16 protein-coding genes are annotated in these 19,334 nt (G+C 71.4%); 8 read left to right on the top strand and 8 right to left on the bottom strand.

The annotated features are described in order from the left end of the window. Positions 1–42: 42 nt before the first annotated feature. Positions 43–690 carry a TetR/AcrR family transcriptional regulator gene (locus ACGFWI_RS18330; protein ID WP_393906993.1) on the bottom strand — a complete coding sequence of 216 codons (648 nt, stop codon included), beginning with the start codon at positions 688–690 and terminating at the stop codon, positions 43–45. A 74-nt stretch (positions 691–764) separates the two neighbouring features. Here ACGFWI_RS18330 and ACGFWI_RS18325 point away from each other — a divergent pair, with 74 nt between their 5' ends. Together ACGFWI_RS18325 and ACGFWI_RS18320 are read left to right on the top strand one after the other, a co-directional pair. Further along, entirely contained in the window at positions 765–1,916 is a 1,152-nt protein-coding gene (locus ACGFWI_RS18325; protein WP_393906992.1) for an acyl-CoA dehydrogenase family protein, read from the top strand. A gap of 122 nt (positions 1,917–2,038) precedes the next feature. Next, the gene (locus tag ACGFWI_RS18320) at positions 2,039–2,689 is read left to right on the top strand and encodes a TetR/AcrR family transcriptional regulator (RefSeq protein ID WP_393906991.1); all 651 of its coding nucleotides are present in this window, start codon (positions 2,039–2,041) and stop codon (positions 2,687–2,689) included. Between the two features lie 90 nt (positions 2,690–2,779). On the opposite strand, the gene ACGFWI_RS18315 is transcribed toward ACGFWI_RS18320, so the two are convergent. Next, positions 2,780–3,241 (bottom strand): MaoC family dehydratase, encoded by a 462-nt coding sequence (locus ACGFWI_RS18315; RefSeq protein ID WP_393906990.1) that lies wholly within the window; start codon positions 3,239–3,241, stop codon positions 2,780–2,782. Between the two features lie 186 nt (positions 3,242–3,427). Here ACGFWI_RS18315 and soxR point away from each other — a divergent pair, with 186 nt between their 5' ends. Then, complete coding sequence (soxR, locus tag ACGFWI_RS18310; RefSeq protein WP_393906989.1) at positions 3,428–3,985, top strand: redox-sensitive transcriptional activator SoxR; 558 nt, start codon at positions 3,428–3,430, stop codon at positions 3,983–3,985. A 52-nt stretch (positions 3,986–4,037) separates the two neighbouring features. On the opposite strand, the gene ACGFWI_RS18305 is transcribed toward soxR, so the two are convergent. The 4 genes from ACGFWI_RS18305 to ACGFWI_RS18290 form a co-directional block, all read right to left on the bottom strand. Next, positions 4,038–5,480 carry an amidase gene (locus ACGFWI_RS18305; RefSeq protein ID WP_393906988.1) on the bottom strand — a complete coding sequence of 481 codons (1,443 nt, stop codon included), beginning with the start codon at positions 5,478–5,480 and terminating at the stop codon, positions 4,038–4,040. 204 nt (positions 5,481–5,684) lie between these two features. Further along, a complete protein-coding gene (locus tag ACGFWI_RS18300) occupies positions 5,685–7,064 on the bottom strand; it encodes an OFA family MFS transporter (protein ID WP_393906987.1) in 1,380 nt (459 codons plus the stop codon). 22 nt (positions 7,065–7,086) lie between these two features. Continuing rightward, positions 7,087–7,815, bottom strand: coding sequence for a 3-keto-5-aminohexanoate cleavage protein (locus ACGFWI_RS18295; protein ID WP_393906986.1), 729 nt, complete (start codon positions 7,813–7,815; stop codon positions 7,087–7,089). Between the two features lie 88 nt (positions 7,816–7,903). Then, positions 7,904–8,518 carry a hypothetical protein gene (locus ACGFWI_RS18290; protein ID WP_393906985.1) on the bottom strand — a complete coding sequence of 205 codons (615 nt, stop codon included), beginning with the start codon at positions 8,516–8,518 and terminating at the stop codon, positions 7,904–7,906. 280 nt (positions 8,519–8,798) lie between these two features. Here ACGFWI_RS18290 and ACGFWI_RS18285 point away from each other — a divergent pair, with 280 nt between their 5' ends. Both ACGFWI_RS18285 and ACGFWI_RS18280 read left to right on the top strand, forming a co-directional pair. Then, positions 8,799–11,624, top strand: a complete 2,826-nt coding sequence (locus ACGFWI_RS18285) for a penicillin acylase family protein (RefSeq protein ID WP_393906984.1) — start codon at positions 8,799–8,801, stop codon at positions 11,622–11,624. A 340-nt stretch (positions 11,625–11,964) separates the two neighbouring features. Further along, on the top strand, positions 11,965–12,987 hold the full coding sequence (locus ACGFWI_RS18280; protein ID WP_393906983.1) for a LysR family transcriptional regulator: 1,023 nt from the start codon (positions 11,965–11,967) through the stop codon (positions 12,985–12,987). 21 nt (positions 12,988–13,008) lie between these two features. Here ACGFWI_RS18280 and ACGFWI_RS18275 read toward each other — a convergent pair whose 3' ends face one another. Together ACGFWI_RS18275 and ACGFWI_RS18270 are read right to left on the bottom strand one after the other, a co-directional pair. Further along, on the bottom strand, positions 13,009–14,298 hold the full coding sequence (locus ACGFWI_RS18275) for an MFS transporter (protein ID WP_393907096.1): 1,290 nt from the start codon (positions 14,296–14,298) through the stop codon (positions 13,009–13,011). A gap of 148 nt (positions 14,299–14,446) precedes the next feature. After that, positions 14,447–15,724, bottom strand: coding sequence for an exo-beta-N-acetylmuramidase NamZ domain-containing protein (locus ACGFWI_RS18270; protein ID WP_393906982.1), 1,278 nt, complete (start codon positions 15,722–15,724; stop codon positions 14,447–14,449). A gap of 173 nt (positions 15,725–15,897) precedes the next feature. On the opposite strand from ACGFWI_RS18270, the gene ACGFWI_RS18265 reads away from it, so the two are divergent. From ACGFWI_RS18265 to ACGFWI_RS18255, 3 genes are all read left to right on the top strand, one after another. Further along, on the top strand, positions 15,898–16,668 hold the full coding sequence (locus tag ACGFWI_RS18265) for an SDR family oxidoreductase (RefSeq protein WP_393906981.1): 771 nt from the start codon (positions 15,898–15,900) through the stop codon (positions 16,666–16,668). A 169-nt stretch (positions 16,669–16,837) separates the two neighbouring features. Further along, positions 16,838–18,499 (top strand): class I adenylate-forming enzyme family protein, encoded by a 1,662-nt coding sequence (locus ACGFWI_RS18260; protein WP_393906980.1) that lies wholly within the window; start codon positions 16,838–16,840, stop codon positions 18,497–18,499. A gap of 26 nt (positions 18,500–18,525) precedes the next feature. Continuing rightward, entirely contained in the window at positions 18,526–19,131 is a 606-nt protein-coding gene (locus ACGFWI_RS18255) for a TetR/AcrR family transcriptional regulator (protein WP_393906979.1), read from the top strand. Positions 19,132–19,334 lie beyond the last annotated feature (203 nt).

Below are 19,334 nucleotides of genomic sequence, written 5' to 3'. Positions count from 1 at the left end.
CCGCGCGGCGGCGGCCGTGCGCCGGGGAGCCGCGCTGCGCGGTCAGGCGCCGTTCGGCGGTACGAGTTCCGGGTGCTGCAGCGCCAGACCGTCCACCAGTGCCCGCAGTCCGGTCTCGAACGCGCCCTCGTCCACCTGGCGTTGATGCTCCGCCAGGAGGTGGGCCTGGCCCAGGTGCGGGTAGTCGGCGGGGTCGTAGGCGCCCGGGTCGTCGACGAATCCGCGGGCGAACGAGCCCAGCGCGGAGCCGGCCACGAAGTAACGGACCATCGCACAGATCCTGGTGGCCTGGGCGGGCGGCCAGCCCGCCTCGACCATCCCGCCGAACGCCGCGTCGGCCATCTTCAGCCCGGCCGGGCGGCGGCCGGGGCCCTGGGCGAGGAACGGCACGATGTGCGGATGTGTGGCGAGCGCCGCGCGGTAGGAGCGGGCCCAGTCGAGCAGCCCGGCGCGCCAGTCCGCACCCGCCCCGAAGGCCGACACATCGACCTTGGCGATGACCGTGTCGGCCACCGCGTCGAGGATCTCGTCCTTGGTCGTGAAGTGGTTGTAGAGGGACGGCCCGCTCACGCCGAGCTCCGCCGCCAGCCGCCGGGTGGAGAGCGCCGGCAGCCCCTCGGAGTCGATGAGCGCCAGCGCCGTGGAGACGATGCGCTCGCGGCTCAGAAGGGGCTTGCGGGGTCGGGCCATGACGCACATAGTAGAGCCTGCCCACCAAAAACTAGCAGTGCTAATTAACTGTGCTCGTCCACAAGGGGCCCGAGATGAACCTGGAGCTCAGCGCGGAGCAGGCCGCGGTACGGCAGCTCGCCAAGGACTTCGCCGACCGTGAGATCACCCCGTATGCCACCGCCTGGGACCGTGCGGAACAGGTCGACCGCGGCATCGTGAAGAAGCTCGGCGACCTCGGCTTCCTCGGGCTCACCGTCCCCGAGGAGTACGGCGGCTCCGGCGGCGACCACTTCTCCTACGTCCTGGTCACCGAGGAGTTGGGCCGCGCCGACTCGTCGGTGCGCGGCATCGTCTCGGTCTCCCTGGGTCTGGTGGCCAAGACCCTCGCCACATGGGGCGACGAGGAACAGAAGCGGGAGTGGCTGCCGCGGCTCACCTCCGGCGAGGCGGTCGGCTGCTTCGGCCTGACCGAGCCGGGCACCGGATCCGACGCGGCCAACCTCGCCACCCGGGCGGTGCGCGACGGGGACGACTACGTCATCGACGGCACCAAGATGTTCATCACCAACGGCACCTGGGCCGATGTCGTGCTGCTCTTCGCCCGCACCGGCGGCGCCCCGGGACACCACGGCATCAGCGCCTTCCTCGTACCGGCGGACAGTCCCGGTCTGGAGCGCCGCGAGATCCACGGCAAGCTGGGGCTGCGCGGCCAGGCCACCGCGGAGCTGGTCCTGGACGGCGTACGGGTCCCGGCCGCCGCCATGCTCGGCCCCGAGGGCAAGGGGTTCTCGGTCGCGATGTCCGCGCTGGCCAAGGGCCGGATGTCGGTGGCCGCGGGCTGTGTGGGCATCGCCCAGGCCGCCCTGGACGCCGCGCTCGGCTACGCGGGCGAGCGCGAGCAGTTCGGCAAGCCCCTCGCCCGGCACCAGCTGGTGCAGGAGCTGATCAGCGATATCGCCGTGGATGTCGACGCGGCGCGCCTGCTGACCTGGCGGGTCGCCGATCTGATCGAGCGCGGCGAACCGTTCGTCACCGCCGCCTCGAAGGCCAAGCTGTTCGCCTCCGAAGCCGCGGTGCGCGCCGCCAACAACGCCCTCCAGGTCTTCGGCGGCTATGGCTATATCGACGAGTATCCGGTCGGCAAGCTGCTGCGGGACGCCCGGGTGATGACCCTGTACGAGGGCACCAGCCAGATACAGAAGCTGGTCATCGGCCGTGCGTTGACCGGGGTCTCCGCTTTCTGACCGGCCGGTCCGCGGGTATCCCGGCTGCCTGCCGCCAGACCCTAAGCGCTTGCTCAGCGGCGCGATATGGTGTTCGATCCGTCAGAGGAGGGTCCCTGGCGGATCGAGGAGCGGGGTACACGATGGGTGCGGCGGCGGAGCGGGCCGAAGAGGAGCACGAGGAGTGGGCCGGGGTGACCCCGGACGCCGCACGGCGCCTGGTCAGCGCGGCCGTCGAGGCATTCGCCGAGCGTGGCTATCACGCCACCACCACCCGTGACATCGCGGGCCGGGCCGGTATGAGCCCGGCTGCCCTCTATATCCACTACAAGACCAAGGAAGAGCTGCTCTACCGCATCAGCGGAATCGGCCACGAAAAGGCGCTGCGCATCATGGGCGCCGCCGCCGAAGCCGAGGGCAGCGCCACCGAGCGGCTGCGCGACGGCGTACGGACCTTCGCCCGCTGGCATGCGGAGCACCACACCACCGCCCGGGTCATCCAGTACGAACTCCAGGCGCTGAGTCCCGAGCACTACACCGAGATCACCGGCCTGCGCCGCCGGACGGACCGACTGCTGCGGCAGATCATCCAGGACGGCGCGGACAGCGGCGAGTTCCACGCCGACGATGTGCCGGGCACCACCCTCGCGGTGCTGTCGCTGTGCGTGGATGTCGCCCGCTGGTTCACGGCCCAGGGCCCGCGCACGCCCGACGAGGTCGGCACCCTCTATGCCGACCTCGTGCTGCGCATGGTGGGTGCGCCGGTGGACCGGGCCGCCTCCCGCGAGAGGTAGACCGGCCCGGGTTCCCCGGACGGGCGGGCCGGGCCGCAGGCCGTCAGGACCTTGATGTCCGGGGCGGCCTGCGGCCCGCCCGTCGCCCGCCTACAGGTAGAAGCGGCTGACCGACTCCGCGACGCAGACCGGCTTGTCGCCGCCCTCGCGCTCGATCGTCACGACCGTGGCCAGCTGGACGCCGCCGGACACCTCGGTCACCTCGGCGATCCTGGCCGTGGCGCGCAGCCGTGAGCCGACCGGGACGGTGGCGGGGAAGCGCACCTTGTTGGTGCCGTAGTTGATGCCCATCTTCACGTTGTCGACCCGCATCAGCTGCGGTACGAAGGCGGGCAGCAGCGACAGCGTGAGATAGCCGTGCGCGATGGTGGTGCCGAAGGGGCCGGCCGCGGCCTTCTCCTGGTCCACATGGATCCACTGGTGATCGCCGGTGGCCTCGGCGAACAGGTCGATCCGCTTCTGGTCGATCTCCAGCCAGTCGGTGGTGCCCAGCTCCTCACCGACTGCGTCCCGCAGTTCGTCGAGCGATCCGAACACTCGGGGCTGTGCCATTTTTGTCCGCCTCCTCGGGATCCATCCGCCGCTGACGTGCACCGGCCGACGCTTACTAAGCGCTTGCTCAGCATGCTGAGTGCGGGTACCCGCTGTCAACGGCTGAGCAGCCCCCGGTGCGGGCCCGCGGAGTACGCCCGGCTCGGGCGACGAGGGGACTTTGCGGACACGTCCTAGGGTTGAACCGTGCCCCAGCTTCCGTACAAGGTTCATGAGCTCACCGTCGGCCAGCTCTCCGCGCGCAGCGGTGCCGCGGTCTCCGCGCTGCACTTCTACGAGTCCAAGGGGCTGATCAGCAGCACCCGGACGGCGGGCAACCAGCGGCGCTACACCCGTGACACGCTGCGCCGGGTCGCGTTCGTGCGGGCGGCGCAGCGGGTGGGGATCCCGCTCGCGGTGATCCGTGACGCGCTGGCGGAACTGCCCGACGAGCGCACCCCCAACCGCGCCGACTGGGCCCGGCTCTCCGAGGTCTGGCGCTCCGAACTGGACGAGCGGATCGGCCAACTCGTCGAACTGCGCGACCGGTTGACGGGCTGCATCGGCTGCGGCTGCCTCTCGCTGGAGACCTGCGCGCTGTCCAACCCGTACGACAACCTCGGTGAGCAGGGCCCCGGCGCACGGCGGCTGCGGGTCGACCGGAGCGCCATGGACCCGGAAGGGGCCCGGGAGCGCGCCTGCGGCGACCAGCGGCACCCCGCGGCCCAGCAGGGCGCAGGGGGGTGCGGTACGGACGAGCCGTGAGCGCGGGTGCGCCCGCCCCGGGGAGGGACGGGCGCACCCGCTCCGGCTTCCGTCACCACATGGACGGTGTACGGCCCGCCCACGGGCGGGCCCGCTCCAGCTGCGCCGACAGCGCGATCAAGGTGGCCTCGTCGCCGTACCGCCCGGCCAGCATCACCCCTATCGGCAGGCCCTCGGCGTTCCACTGCAGCGGGACGCTCACCGCGGGCTGGCCCGTGGCGTTGTAGAGCGCGGTGAACGGCGTGAACGCGCCGATGGCGGAGAACTCGGCCTGGGGGTCGGCGTCGTTGCGCAGCCCGCCGACCGGGGCCGGAGGCGCGGCCACCGTCGGCGAGAGGATCACGTCATAGCCGGTGCCCGGCGGCATCAGGCCGTCCGCGATGGACTGGGCGAGAATCCGGAACGCGTACATCGAGCGCGCGAAGTCCGTGCCGGAGACCTCGGCGCCGCGGGCACGCAGATGGCGGGTGAGCGGCATCAGCAGCTCCTCGCCCTCCGGCGGCACGGGGCGGCTCGCGGCCAGCACCGACCAGACGCGGGTGAACGCGAGGAGGATGCCGTCGTCGGACGGCAGGGACAACTCCTCGACCTCATGGCCGAGCCCGGTCAGCAGCGCGGCGGTGTCGGTGGTGGCGGTGCGGCAGTCGGGGTGGACCTCGACGCCGGGGACGGGCGCCTCGGTGAGGCAGGCGATCCGCAGCCGTCCGGGGTCCCGGCCGGCGTGCGCGGCGAAGGTCTCCCCGGGCGGCAGCGACGGGGCCGCGAACGGGTCGCCGGGCATGGCACCCGCCAGGACGTCCAGCAGGGTGGCCGCGTCGGCGACCGTACGGGCCAGTGGGCCCGAGGTGGCCAGGCCGGAGATGTCGTGCAGCAGCGGGCCGCCGCTGACCCGGCCGCGGCTGGGCTTGATGCCGAACAGCCCGCAGACGGAGGCCGGGATACGGATCGAGCCGCCGCCGTCGCTGGCGTGCGCGACCGGCGCCAGACCGCCGGCCACGGCCGCCGCCGCGCCGCCGCTGGAGCCGCCCGCCGAGCGCGCCGGGTCCCACGGGGTGCGGGCGGGTGGCGCCAGGCCGTTCTCGGTGTAGCAAGGCAGCCCGAATTCGGGGGTGTTGGTCTTGCCGAGCAGGATCGTGCCGCCCGCCCGCAGCTTGTCGACGACATGGTCGTCGACGGTGGGCACATGCTCGGCCAGCGCCCGGGAACCCATCGTGCAACGCACCCCGGCGACCTGATTGAGGTCCTTCACGGGGACGGGCACGCCGTGCAGCGGCGGGAGCGCCCGGCCCTCGCGGCGGGCGGCGGTGGCCTCGCTCTCGGCGTCCGAGGCCTGTTTGCGGGCGATCTCCGGGGTGCGGGTGAGGAACGCGCCGAGTGAGTCGTCGAGCCGCTCGATCCGCGTCAGATAGTGCTCGGTGAGTTCCACGGGGGAGAGCTCACCCGACCGGATTCCCTCGGCCTGTTCGAGCGCGGTCAGATCGTGCAGTTCGGCCATGGACGTCCACCCTCTCCAAACGGTGCCCGTACGGCCCTGGTGCCGTACGGGCGGGAGGGCCGACGCCGGCCCGGCGCGATGCCGGTGGGGGCGGTCAGCCCATGAACAGTTGTTTCAGTTTGAGGGTCAGCTCGTAAAGGCCGTATATGAACGGGATGCCCACCCAGAGCCAGACGAGGACGAACAGGAGGGCGCGGTGGGTGGTCACTGCTCAGCTCCCTTCGGGGCGGCGGGTTCGGCCGCGGACTGCCCGCCGGGCGCGGGCGGTTGATGGTGCCGCGGGTGCACGGGGCGGACCAGTTCGTTGGCGACGAAGCCCACCACCAGCAGGCCGATCATGATGAAGAACGAGGTGCTGTAGAGGTCCGGGCCGCTGTGGCCGGCGGACTTCTCCCCGTCGGCGATGGCGTTGACGATCAGCGGGCCGAGGACGCCGGCCGTGGACCAGGCCGTCAGCAGCCGGCCGTGGATCGCGCCGACCTGGTAACTGCCGAACAGATCCTTCAAATACGCCGGGATGGTGGCGAATCCGCCGCCGTAGAAGGACAGGATCACCATCGCGCAGGCGATGAACAGCGGTTTGGAGGAGTCGCCGGCCAGCGCGATCAGCAGATACATCAGGGCGCCGGCGCCGAGGTAGAGCCGGTAGATGTTCTTGCGGCCGACCAGGTCGGAGGTGGAGGACCAGACGATCCGGCCGAGCATGTTGGCCAGCGAGAGCATGCCGACGAATCCGGCCGCCGCCGGGGCGCTCACCGGCGCCGCGGTGTGCGCGAAGAAGTCAGAGATCATCGGGGCGGCCTTCTCCAGGATGCCGATGCCCGCCGTGACATTCATGCAGAGGATGACCCACAGGCACCAGAACTGCGGGGTGCGCAGCGCGCTGCGGGCCGAGACCTGTGCGGTGGTGACGAGCGGGCGGGCCGCCGAGGCCCCCGCGGGCGGTGCGGCGGGCGGCTGCCAGTCGTCGGCGGGGACCCGCACCAGCAGCACCCCCAGGGTCATGAAGACGGCGTAGACCAGGCCCATGACCAGGAAGGTCTGCGCGATGCCGGAGGCGTCCGAGCCGAGGGAGCCGAGGAGTTGGGTGGACCAGGGGGAGGCGATCAGGGCGCCCCCGCCGAAGCCCATGATGGCGATGCCGGTGGCCATCCCGGGCCGGTCGGGGAACCACTTGATGAGGGTGGAGACCGGGGAGATGTAGCCGATGCCCAGGCCGATGCCGCCGATGACGCCGTAACCGAGGACGACCAGCCAATACTGGCCGGTGGCCGCGCCGAGGGCGGCGACCAGGAACCCGGTGACGAAGCAGACCGCCGAGACGCACATCGCCCAGCGGGGGCCGTTGCGTTCGACGACGGTGCCGCCGAATGCGGCGGACAGGCCCAGCATCACGATGGCGAGCTGGAAGGGGAGAGCGGAGGCCGTCCCGGTCAGCTGGAGGGAGGACTCCAGGGGCGGTTTGAACACGCTCCAGGCATAGGCCTGTCCGATGGCGAGATGGATGGACAGGGCGGCGGGCGGGACGAGCCATCGGCTCCATCCCGGAGGGGCGACGGTGCGGGAACGGGCGAGCGCGCGCATGCGGCGGAACGTACCTCGCACGTCACCGTCCCGGAAGACCATGTGCCGAAGACGTTGCGGCGGCGACCAGTTGGGCGTTGGAGGCGGCCGGCCGGCCGTCGGGCAGCAGGAGGGTGTCCTCGATGCCGATCCGGGTGGCCAGGCCCAGTTCGCCGGCCAGCCGCAGCACCGGCCAGGCCCCGCCGTCCTCCCCGTGCAGCAGCACCGGGCGGCCGGGCGCGGCGCCGGCCACGGCGGTCAGCAGGGCGCGCGCGGTGGCCGGCGCGGACCCGGCGTCGGTGTCGGTCACCTCGGCCAGCACCCGCAGCACCCGGGAGGCGAGCGGCGAGCGGGCGAACCGCTCCGCGCCGTCCGTCCCCGACCAGAGGCCGGCCTCGATGCCGATGCCACGCTCCAGCAGGGCCGCGGCGACGGTCTCGGCGCCCGGCTCGTGCCAGTTCACCGAGGCGTGGTCGGGCAGCGCCGTCCACGATCTGATCCGCTCCGCCCGGCGTACGGGATCCGGCTCGGCCCAGGCGCCGGTCGTCACCCCGACCGGGACCGCCACCACCGCCCGGATCGCCTCCAGGGCGGCGGCCACCACGCGCGGCGCAAGCGAATCCCGGCCGCACGGGGTCTTGGGATGGACGTGGACTTCCTCGGCACCGGCCGCCACCGCCTGCCGCGCGGCATCGGCGAGGGCGGCCGGCGACATCGGCACCGCTCCGGAATCGGCCGCCGTCCGGGCGCCGTTGAGACAGACCTGAAGCATGTTCCGATGATGACAGCAGGGTCTGACAGCGGCCCTGATCCCGTCCGTTTTGGGTGTGCGGCGGCGCCCGGCCGCTCCCCGGCGCCGGTCAGGCCGCCGCGAACGCCCCCGGCCCGTGCACCCGGCCCGCTGCGGTCAGCGCCTCGTGCGTCAGCACGGACACCGGGGCCAGCACCCCGCACTGCCGGCAGGCCGGCCCGGGTGCCGGGGCGTCCACCGACTCCGGGAGCCAGGCGAAGCGGGTGCCGCCGCACACCGGGCAATCCCGGCGCGGCAGCCCCGTCTCCATCGCCACGATCATGTTGCGCAGCACCACCGCGAGGCGGGCCGCGGGGTGCCGTTGCGGTGACTCGCACGGCACGATGTCACAGCCGCCCCAGGTCCGCCGGTGCCATTCGTCGATGGCGCCGGGCTGCCGGATGCCGTCGTGCTTCTCCTTGCGGCGCCGGGCGGCGAACTCCTCCTCGTACGCGAGCCAGAGAGTACGGGCCTCTTCCAGCTCGGTCAGTGCGGCTACCAGCCGCTCCGGATCCGGATCGCGGTCCTGGGTCGCGATACCGGCCCGGGTGCACAGATGGTGCCAGGTCGCCCGGTGCCCGTAAGGGGCGAAGCGTTCAAGGCACTTGCGCAGGGCGGTGCGTCGCTGAGCCGCGACGAGTCGTGGATTGCGGACCTGTTCTGCGAGGGCTCTGAAACCGGCCATTTCATCCCACCTCCGTGGGGAGGATCCGACTGGACGGGGATGGGACGTAGCCGATCACCGACTGGATCCATCGAACTTTCTTGCGGTTTTGGGGGTGCGCTCCGGGGTGGTGTTCCGGGGTGGTGTTCCGAAGCGGCGCGGCGGCCTTGGCGGAATCTCCGGCGGAAGAGCAAAAGTTGACTGTTGTTCATCTTCCGGCCGTGGATAACCGCCGGTAACGTCCCGCCCACCCTTCCCCAAGCTCTTCACGAGCAGGGGGGACCCCCATCGAGGAGCAGGAATGCGACGACGTACCGGAAGGCTCAGGGCTGCCGCCGCGGCGGCCCTGTTCGCCTTGGGTGCCACGTTCTTGGCACCGCCCCCCACCGCGGCCGTGGCCGCCGCACCGAACGACGCCAACGACTACTGCCAGGGCCGGTGCGCTGACATCCTGCCGCCCGGCGCCACCGGCAACGCCACCCTGATGGAGATCCTCGGCAACAAGCTGTTCGGCACCCATCCCGAGCACTCCACCGACCAACTCGCCCCGTACGGCGCGCTGGCGAGCGGCTATCAGTCGCTCACCGACGACACCCTCACCCAGTTCTTCAACGACGCCTCCTTCGGCGTGCCCCAGGACCAGGTCGGCAAGGTCACCACGCCCCGCAGCGACGTGACCATCACCCGGGACAAGAAGACCGGTGTGCCGCACATCAAGGGCACCACCCGCTACGGCACCGAATACGGCGCCGGTTACGCCGCGGGTCAGGACCGGCTCTGGCTGATGGACCTCTTCCGCCACATCGGCCGCGGCGAGCTGACCTCCTTCGCCGGCGGGGCGCTCGCCAACCAGGGCCTGGAGCAGCAGTTCTGGCCGCAGGCGCCGTACACCGAAGCCGATCTGCAGTCCCAGGTCGACAACATCCGCGACGCCAACGGCGAGCGCGGCAAACTGGCCATGGATGACGCCCAGGCCTATGTCGACGGCATCAACGCCTATCGCGAACAGTCCAAGAACGGCCGCTACTTCCCCGGTGAGTACGTCCTCACCGGCCATGTCGACGCCATTACGAACGCCGGTGAGATCCAGCCCTTCAAGCTCACCGACCTGATAGCCCTCGCCTCTGTGGTCGGTGGTCTCTTCGGCAACGGCGGAGGCGGCGAGGTCCCCTCCGCCCTCGCGCTGCTCTCCGCCCAGCAGAAGTACGGCGTCGAGAAGGGCACCGAGGTCTGGGAGTCCTTCCGGGAGCGCAACGACCCCGAGGCCGCCAAGACGGTGCACGACGGCAGCAGCTTCCCGTACGCCGTCAAACCGGCCAGAGCCAAGGGCACGGCGCTGCCCGACCGCGGCTCGGTCACCCCGGAGCCGCTGGTCTTCGACCGCACCGGCGCAGCCACCGTCAAGAGCGGGACGCCGCCCCGGGACCCGGTCAAGGCGCCGAAGAAGTACCAGAAGCTGGAAGGCCTCTTCAAGGACGGGGTGCTGCCCAAGGGGAGCTTCGACCCCACCCAGCGCCGCGGGATGTCCAACGCCCTGCTGGTCTCCGGCAAGCACACCGCGAGTGGCCACCCCGTCGCCGTCTTCGGCCCGCAGACCGGCTACTTCGCGCCCCAGCTGCTGATGCTCCAGGAGATCCAGGGGCCCGGCATCAGCGCCCGCGGTGCCTCCTTCGCGGGCGTCGGGATGTACATCCAGCTCGGCCGCGGCCAGGACTATGCCTGGAGCGCCACCTCCGCCGGCCAGGACATCACCGACACCTATGCCGTGGAGCTGTGCAACGCGGACGGCTCCGCGCCCACCAAGGACTCCACCTCCTACCGCTACCGCGGCTCCTGCCTCCCCATGGAGAAACTGGAGCACACCAACTCCTGGAAGCCCACCGTCGCCGACCCGACGGCGGCCGGCTCCTACCGGATGCAGGTCTTCCGGACGAAGTACGGGACCGTCACCCACCGCGCCACCGTCGACGGCAAGCCCGTCGCCTACACCGCACAGCGCTCCACCTACCGCCACGAGGCCGACTCGATCATCGGCTTCCAGATGTTCAACGACCCGTCCTACGTACGCGACGCCAAGACGTTCCAGAAGGCCGCCGAGCACATCGGCTACGCCTTCAACTGGTTCTACGCCGACTCCCGTGACATCGCGTTCTACAACAGCGGCCTCAACCCGGTCCGCAACCCCGACGTCGATCCCTCACTGCCCGTCAAGGCGGACGACGCCTACGAGTGGAAGGGCTACGACCCGGCCACCAACACCACCGACTACACCCCGCCCGACCAGCATCCGCAGTCGGTGGACCAGGACTACTACATCTCGTGGAACAACAAGCAGGCCAAGGACTACGACTCGGCCGGCTTCGGCAACGGCTCGGTGCACCGCGGCAATCTGCTGGACGACCGGGTGCGCGCACTGACCAAGGACGGCGGGGTGACCCGGGCGTCGCTGACCCGCGCCATGTCCGAGGCCGCCGTCACCGATCTGCGCGGCGAGGACGTGCTGCCCGAACTCCTGCGGGTCCTCAACAGCAAGCCCGTCACCGACCCGAAGCTGAAGACCGCGGTCCAGCAGCTGGAGGCCTGGCGCGCGGACGGCGCCCAGCGCCGGGAGACCGCCGCGGGCTCGCACACCTACACCCACCCGGACGCCGTACGCCTCATGGACGCCTGGTGGCCGCTGATGACCGAGGCCGTCTTCAAGCCGGGCCTCGGCGGCGACCTCTATGACGCAGTGCGGGCCAATCTCGCCATCGACGAATCCCCGTCGGCCGGTCACGGCCCGACCGGGGCGCATGCCGGATCGGCGTTCCAGTACGGCTGGTGGAGCTATGCGGACAAGGATCTGCGTGCGGTGCTCGGCGACAAGGTGGCGGGTCCGCTCGCGCAGCCGTACTGCGGCAACGGTGAACTGTCCGCCTGCCGCGACACCTTGCTGGCCACGCTCCAGCAGGCGAGCGGGAAGACGGCCGAGCAGGTCTACCCGGGCGACGACAGCTGCAAGGCCGGCGACCAGTGGTGTGCGGATGCGATCATCCACCGCGCGGTGGGCGGTCTGACCCACGACACCATCAGCTGGCAGAACCGGCCGACCTATCAGCAGGTCGTGGAATTCCCAACTCACCGGTAGCGGAACCGGGCGGAGCGGTTCCGCGGTGGGACCGGCGGACCGGACGGCTCAGTAACCGGCGGACCGGACGCCTCAGGTGACCGGCGGACCGGACGCCACGCAACGGGCGGACCGTACGCACCAACAGCAGGCCCCGGGCGCGCGCCCGGGGCCTGTGCGCAGTCCTTTCCGGAGGCGGTAATTCCGGGCGGGGCACGGCCTTTTCGGGGATTACGCGTATGCATCCGGCCAATTCCGCAATAAATCCCAGATGGTTCCGGCCGTCCTCGGGGCGGGATTTCCCCAGGGGTTATGCTGCACAGTCCTGAATTCCAGGGGATGGGAAAGCGAGTAGGGGCGGATGGCCTTGTCAGGTCCGCAGCAGTACCCGAAGGAGCTGCTGGATACCACCATGGACCAGCTGCGCACGCTGATCGTCGTCCACGAGGCGGGGACCGCGCTGGGCGCCGCGCGCCGGCTGGGCCGCGAGCAGTCCAGTGTGCAAAAGCAGCTGGACACCATGAACCGCACCTTCGCCACACTGTGCGGCGAGGAGCTGGTCCTCAAGCAAGGACGGGGGAGGGACGCCCTGTTCACGGCGACCGGCGAGGCGCTGGTCGAGATGGCGCGGCGCACGCTGGGGGAGTGGTCGGACGGTGTGTACGACGCCCGCCGCCGGCTCGGCCGGACGCTGTCCGTCGGCACCACCCGCTACACCCTCGGCTTTCTGCTGGACGCGGTGGAACGCGTCACCGAGGACTACGAGCGCGACGACGTCGATCTGAAGGTCACCCATGTCCGCACCGGCGATCTCTTCGCCAAACTGCGCTCCAAGGAACTCGACCTGGTCTGCGGCAGCGTCGTGGTCACCGAAAGCGACGAAGCGGAACTGCTGGCTCCGTACGAGGTCATGGAATGGCGGCGCAGCGGGCTCTCCCTGCTGACGAACCTGCCGCAGGAACGGCTCCCCGGCACCTCCTTCCGCGCCCGCGACCTGTCCCGGCTGCCGCTGGTCATCTCGGCGCGCGGTCTGATCGGCCGGTTCCTGACCTCCTGGTACGGCCCCGAATACCGGCAGAAGCTGACCGTCGCGGCCGAGATCGAGGCCGCGCACTACGGCTTCGAACTGCTGCGGTCGGGAGTGGTGAGCGGGGCGATGCTGGTCACCCGCGGCATCGGGGAGGCAGCCGCGGACGGCCGCCTCCCGGAGGCCGGCGGGCTGCGCACGCTGGAGATCGTCGGGGAGGTGGGCCCCCGGACCGAGGTGCTCGTCGGCGTCTTCACCCGCCGCGGGGAGCGGGACTCCTACACCCCAGGACACCCCCTCAACCTCCTGTGGAACGCGCTCTCCCGGGAGAGCGGCCGATGGTGGCTGAGCTCGTGAGCGCGCAGTGCCACCGGCACCTCAGACCAGTTCCCGCTCCCGGGTCTCCGGCAGCGCCAGTACGCACAGCAGTGAGATGACCGCCATCGCGCTGACGTACCAGCCCACCGAGGCCGAGCCGTACACCGCCTGGAGCCGGGTGGCGACCAGCGGAGCCACCGCGCCGCCCAGGACGCCGCCCAGGTTGTAGGCCAGCGAGGCGCCCGAGTACCGCACCGTCGCGCCGAACAGCTCCGGCAGGTAGGCGCCCATCGGGCCGTACACCACCCCCATGCAGAACAGCGCACCACCGATGCCGAGGGCGATCAGCACCGGCTGTCCGGTGTCCAGCAGGGGGAAGAGCACCAGCCCCCACACCACCGCAAGGCCGCTCCCGGCGAGGATCAGCTTGCGGCGCCCGGCGCTGTCGGAGCGGGTGGCGGCGAGCCAGGTACCGGCCGCCAGGAAGAGGCAGGCGACGAGGGAGAGCCCCAGCATGGTGTTGCGGGAGATACCGAGGGCGGCCGTGGCGTAGGAGAGGCAGTAGGTCGTGGCGGTGTAGAAGAGGCCGTACGCGACGATCATGCCGCCCGCACCCAGCAGGAGTTCGCGCGGGTGCCGGCGCAGCACCTCGACGGCGGGGACCTTGCCGGCCTCCTGGGCGTCCAGCACCTTTGCGAACACCGGCGTCTCACTGATCTTCAGCCGTACGAACAGCCCCACACCGACCAGCAGGAACGACAGCAGGAACGGCACCCGCCAGCCCCACGAGCGGAACGCCGCATCATCGAGCACGGCCGACAGCAGCCAGAACACCCCGGTCGCCGCGAAGAACCCCACGGAAGGGCCGAGTTGCGGGAAGGCCGCATACAGCCCACGGCGCTTGCGCGGCGCATGCTCGACGGCGAGCAGCGCGGCCCCGCCCCATTCACCGCCCAGGCCGATGCCCTGCAGGAAGCGCAGCACGAGCAGCAGCAGCGGCGCCCAGACGCCCCAGGTGCCATAGCCCGGGAGCAGCCCGACGCACGCCGTCGACAGCCCCATCAGCAGCAGCGAGGCGACCAGGACCGACTTGCGGCCCACCCGGTCGCCGAAATGGCCGAAGATCACCGATCCGAGCGGCCGCGCGGCGAACGCCACCGCGTAGGTGGAGAAGGACGCGAGGGTGGCGTTGACCGGGTTGAGCGTCGGGAAGAACGCCTGGTTGAGGACGAGCGCGGCGGCCGTCCCGTAGATGTAGAAGTCGTAGAACTCGATGGCCGTCCCGATGAACGAGGCCACCGCCACCCGGCGCAGGCTCTCGCCGCCGTCGCCCTGCCCGGTCGTCTTCACCGGCGAGGGCGCTGATGTCTGTGCTGCTGTCGCGTCGCTGCTCACCAGCGCACTTTCCGGCTCGGTGTAGGGGCCAGTCAATAGGCGAAATGGCCTGTCTCGGTTCCTGAGACCGAGACAGGCCCGGACCGGCACCGGCCCAACACCCTTACGGGTAGCGCAGATACCGCCGCCGGACGGCACGGAAGCGGGCGAGGTGCTCCTGCCAGGCGGCGGCGATCTCGTCCGGCCCGGCCCCCGCGTCGGTCATCCTCCGTACGGTCGACGAACCGGTCAGCCGGTCGATGCCGTTGTCCGGCCGCCAGGCGAAGCCGCTCCAGACCCGCTTCGCGGTCACCAGGAGGCCGATGCCGGTGCGTACCGGGTCGAACGCCTCGCGGTCATGGACGTGCAGCTGGACGCCGCCGATCGTCTTGCCCTGGAACTTGGAGAAGGTGGGGGCGAAGTAGGCCTCCCTGAAGTGGACGCCGGGCAGGCCCAGTTCCGCGGCGGCAGCGGCCCACCGCCGGTCGATGCCGTCCGCGCCCAGCAGCTCGAAGGGGCGGGTGGTGCCGCGCCCCTCGGAGAGGTTGGTGCCCTCGAAGAGGCAGGTGCCGGAGTAGACCAGGGCGGTGTCGGGCGTGGGCATGTTGGGGCTCGGCGGCACCCAGGGCAGGCCGGTGGCGTCGTAGAAGTCGGTGCGCCGCCAGCCGGTCATCCGGACGGTCTCCAGCTCCACCGGGCGCCCGGCCGTCTGCGGCACGAACTCGCCGTTGAACAGCAGCGCCAGCTCCGTCACCGTCATCCCGTGCGCCTGCGCGATCGGCTCCCGGCCGACGAAGGAGGCATACGCCTTGTCGAGCACCGGGCCGGTGGCCGAGCGGCCGGTGACCGGATTGGGCCGGTCGAGGACCAGAAAGCGCTTGCCGGCGAGCGCCGCCGCGACCATGCAGTCGTACAGCGTCCAGATGTAGGTGTAGAAGCGCGCGCCCACGTCCTGGATGTCGAAGACGACGGTGTCCACACCGGAGGCACTGAAGATGTCGGCGAGTTCCCTGCCGCTCTTGTTGTACGTGTCGTAGACCGGCAGTCCGGTGGCCGGATCGTCGTAGCGGCCCTCGGAGCCGCCGGCCTGTGCGGTGCCGCGGAAGCCGTGCTCGGGGCCGAAGACGGCGGTCAGCCGCACCCGGTCGTCGGCGTGCATCACATCCACGATGTGCCGCAGGTCCTGAGTGACGCCGGTGGGGTTGGTGACGATGCCGGCCTTGCGGCCGTCCAGGAGGCGGTAGCCGTCGGCGGAGAGCCGGTCGAAGCCGGTGTGCACCCGCCGCCCGCCGCCGTGCGCCGGCCGTGCCGCCCGGGCGGGTCCCGTGCCCGCGGCCGGCGTCGCACCGGCCGCTCCGGTCGCCGCCAGCCGCCCGAGCAGAACGCGTCTCGACAGAGCCATCCGCACACCTCCGTGATCAGGGAAACGACCGGGTCCGTGTCGTGTGCACGCTAACGCGCTCGGGGGTGTGGCGGAACGGACTTGGCCGGTACGGCAACGGGCTCTTCCGCCAGGACATACCGACTGGTTAGTCTGCCTGTCAGCCGAATCGACGCGACCGAGGGAGACCCAGCGTGGAAGCCGTACGGGACAAGACCGTTGTCGTGACCGGGGCGGGCGGGGGGATCGGCGCCGCGTTGGCCCGCCGGTTCGCCGCCGAGGGCGCCCGGGTCGTGGTCAACGATCTGGACGAGGCCAAGGCGGCGAAGACCGCCGGGGAGATCGGGGCGATCGCTCTCGCCGGCGACGCCTCCGCCGTCGTCCCGGCCGCGCGGGAAGCACTCGGCGGCGGCATCGACATCTTCTGCGCCAACGCCGGGGTCGGCACCGGCGGCGGGCCCGAGGCGTCTGACGAGGACTGGACGCTGGCCTGGGACGTCAACGTCATGGCACACGTCCGCGCCGCGCGCGAGCTGGTGCCGGAGTGGCTGGAGCGCGGCAGCGGGCGCTTCATCTCCACGGTGTCCGCCGCGGGCCTGCTCACCATGGTCGCCGCGGCCCCGTACAGCGTCACCAAGCACGGCGCCTACGCCTTCGCCGAGTGGCTCTCGCTGACCTACCGGCACCGCGGCATCGACGTCCACGCGATCTGCCCGCAGGGCGTCCGCACCGACATGCTGGCCGCCACCGGTGCCGCCGGGGACCTGGTGCTGACGCCGACGGCCGTGGAACCCGAGGACGTCGCCGAGGCGCTCTTCGCCGCGATGGCGGAGGGCCGCTTCCTCGTCCTGCCGCACCCGGAGGTCGCGGACTACTACACCGCGCGGGCGGCGGACCCCGACCGCTGGCTCGGCGGTATGAACCACCTCCAGCGGAAGTTGGAGCAGGCCGAGGGCCGCTCCTAGGGCGTGGCCGCACCGTCCCGCCGGGGCCGCGAGCCCGGCGGGACGGTGCGGACCCGCCCTGGCAGAGCCGGGTGACGGGCCGGTTCGGGCCCGGCGCGTCACCCCGCGTCACCCAGGTGTTTCCCCCGCAGGGATGATCAGGCGATCAGGAAGAAAGGGCCGCACCCCGATGACCTCCTACCAGGACATGCCGTGGCTGGCACAGCTCAACGACGCCCAGCGCGCCCCCGTCCAGCCGCCCCCCTCGATGCTGCACGCCTTCCGGGCCGCGGTGGGCCGGGTCCCCGACCGTACGGCGCTCGCCTACTTCGACGGCCGGCTGTCCTACGCCGAGACCGATGCGCTCTCCGACGGCATCGCCGCCCACCTAGCCGAGCGCGGCTTCCGGCGCGGCGAGCGGGCCGCGGTGATGCTGCAGAACACCCCGCACTTCGTGCTCGCACTGCTCGGCGTGTGGAAGGCCGGCGGCGTGGTGGTGCCGGTCAACCCCATGTACAAGTCCGGCGAGATGCGGCACATCCTGGACGACGCCGAGGTCACCGCCGTCATCTGCGCCGACCGCACCTGGGACGGCTTTCTGCGCGCCACCGCCGCCGAGGCGCCGTCCGTACGGCTCGCGCTCACCGCCTGGGAACGGGACCTGCAGACCCGTGACGACCGGCGGGTGCTGCGCGGTGAACGGCTCGGGCCGCAGGAGGGCGCCGACGATCTGCTGACCGTCGCCCGCACCGCGGGACGGATCCGCGCGGTGCCGGCCGACCCCGAGCTCACCGCCGACGACCTCGCGCTGATCAGCTACACCTCCGGCACCAGCGGCACCCCCAAGGGCGCCACCAACACCCACGGCAACATCACCTACAACGCGGAACGCCAGCGCACCGGCCTGGGCCTGCCCGAAGGCGCCACCTACTTCGCGCTCGCCCCGCTCTTCCACATCACCGGCATGGTCTGCGAACTGGCGGCCTGTGTCGCCAACTCCGGCACCCTCGCGCTCTCCTACCGCTTCGACGCGGGCGTCGTCCTGGACGCCTTCGTGGAGCACCGCCCCGCCTATACGGTCGGGCCCTCCACCGCCTACATGGCGCTGATGTCCCACCCCGGCGTCACCCGCGACCACTTCGCGTCCTTCCGGACCATGTCCTCGGGCGGCGCCCCGCTGCCGCCCGCCCTCGTCGAGAAGTTCCGCACCGACTTCGGCCCCTACCTCCACAACGGTTACGGCCTGACGGAGTGCACCGCCCCCTGTGCCAGCGTCCCGCCCGGCAAACAGGCACCGGTCGACAAGGTCTCCGGCACGCTCGCCGTGGGCGTGCCCGGCCCCGACACCGTCGTCCGGATCACCGACGAGAACGGCCAGGACCTGCCGTTCGGCGAGCAGGGCGAGATAGCGGTCCGCGGCCCCCAGGTCGTCCCCGGCTACTGGCGCCGCCCCGACGCCACCGCCGAGGCCATCCCGGACGGCGAGCTGCGTACCGGCGACATCGGCTTCATGGACGCCAACGGCTGGCTGTACGTCGTCGACCGCAAGAAGGACATGATCAACGCTTCCGGCTTCAAGGTGTGGCCGCGGGAGGTCGAGGACGTCCTCTACAGCCACCCGGCGGTGCGCGAGGCGGCGGTCGTCGGGGTGCCCGACGCCTACCGCGGCGAGTCGGTCAAGGCCTATGTCAGCCTGCGCCCCGGCACCGCCCCGGACCCCGCCGAGCTGGCCGCTTACTGCAAGGCACGGCTCGCCGCGTACAAATATCCCCGTGTGGTGGAGATCCTGGCCGAGCTTCCGAAGACCACGAGTGGCAAGATCCTCCGACGGGAGCTGCGCCACCGCGCATGACTAGGCACGAAGGACAGGTGAGGGCGATGGCCGGCACGAAGGACGGCAACGGCAACGGTGGTGCGAAGCCGGTGGCCCAGCGGCTGCTGGCCACCGCCACGAGGCTCTTCGCCGAGCAGGGGTATGACCGCACCTCCGTCCAGGAGATCGTCGATGCGGCGGGCGTCACCAAGGGCGCCCTCTACCACTACTTCGGCTCCAAGGAGGATCTGCTCCACGAGGTCTACGGCCGGGTCCTGCGGCTCCAGCAGGAGCGGCTCGACCAGTTCGCGGGCGCCGAAGAGCCGGTGGAGAAGAGACTGCGCGACGCCGCCGCCGATGTGGTCGTCACCACCATCGCGAACCTCGACGACACCAAGATCTTCTTCCGCTCGATGCACCACCTCAGTCCGGAGAAGGACAAGCAGGTGCGCGCGGAGCGGCGCCGCTACCACGAGCAGTTCCGGGCCCTGGTCGAGGAGGGCCAGCGCACCGGCGTGTTCGCCGCCGACATCCCCGCCGACCTGGTCGTGGACTACCACTTCGGCTCCGTGCACCACCTGGGGACCTGGTACCGCGAGGACGGGCCGCTCAGCCCGCAGCAGGTCGCTGACCATCTGGCGGACCTGCTGCTGCGCGCCCTGAGGCCGTAGTCCTGAGGGCGCACCGAGCGCCGTGGTCCGGGGCCCCTGGCCCCGCCGGACCACGGCGTTGCGGTGCCGGCCCACGCCTGCGCCGGGTGGGAGGCCGCCTCGGGCGTGGCGCCGGGATGTCTGCTGTCCGCCACGGGCGCGCTCGGTGTTCCGTTCGCCACATGTGCGGGGGGTGGCGCGATCCCGCGCCCTCACCGTGGGTA

The sequence above is a fragment of the Streptomyces sp. NPDC048434 genome, from assembly GCF_043200375.1.
In the GTDB taxonomy this organism is placed as follows: Bacteria; Actinomycetota; Actinomycetes; order Streptomycetales; family Streptomycetaceae; genus Streptomyces.
The sequence above is the reverse complement of the archived record's forward strand: the minus strand, read 5'-3'. Positions and strand labels throughout refer to the sequence as shown.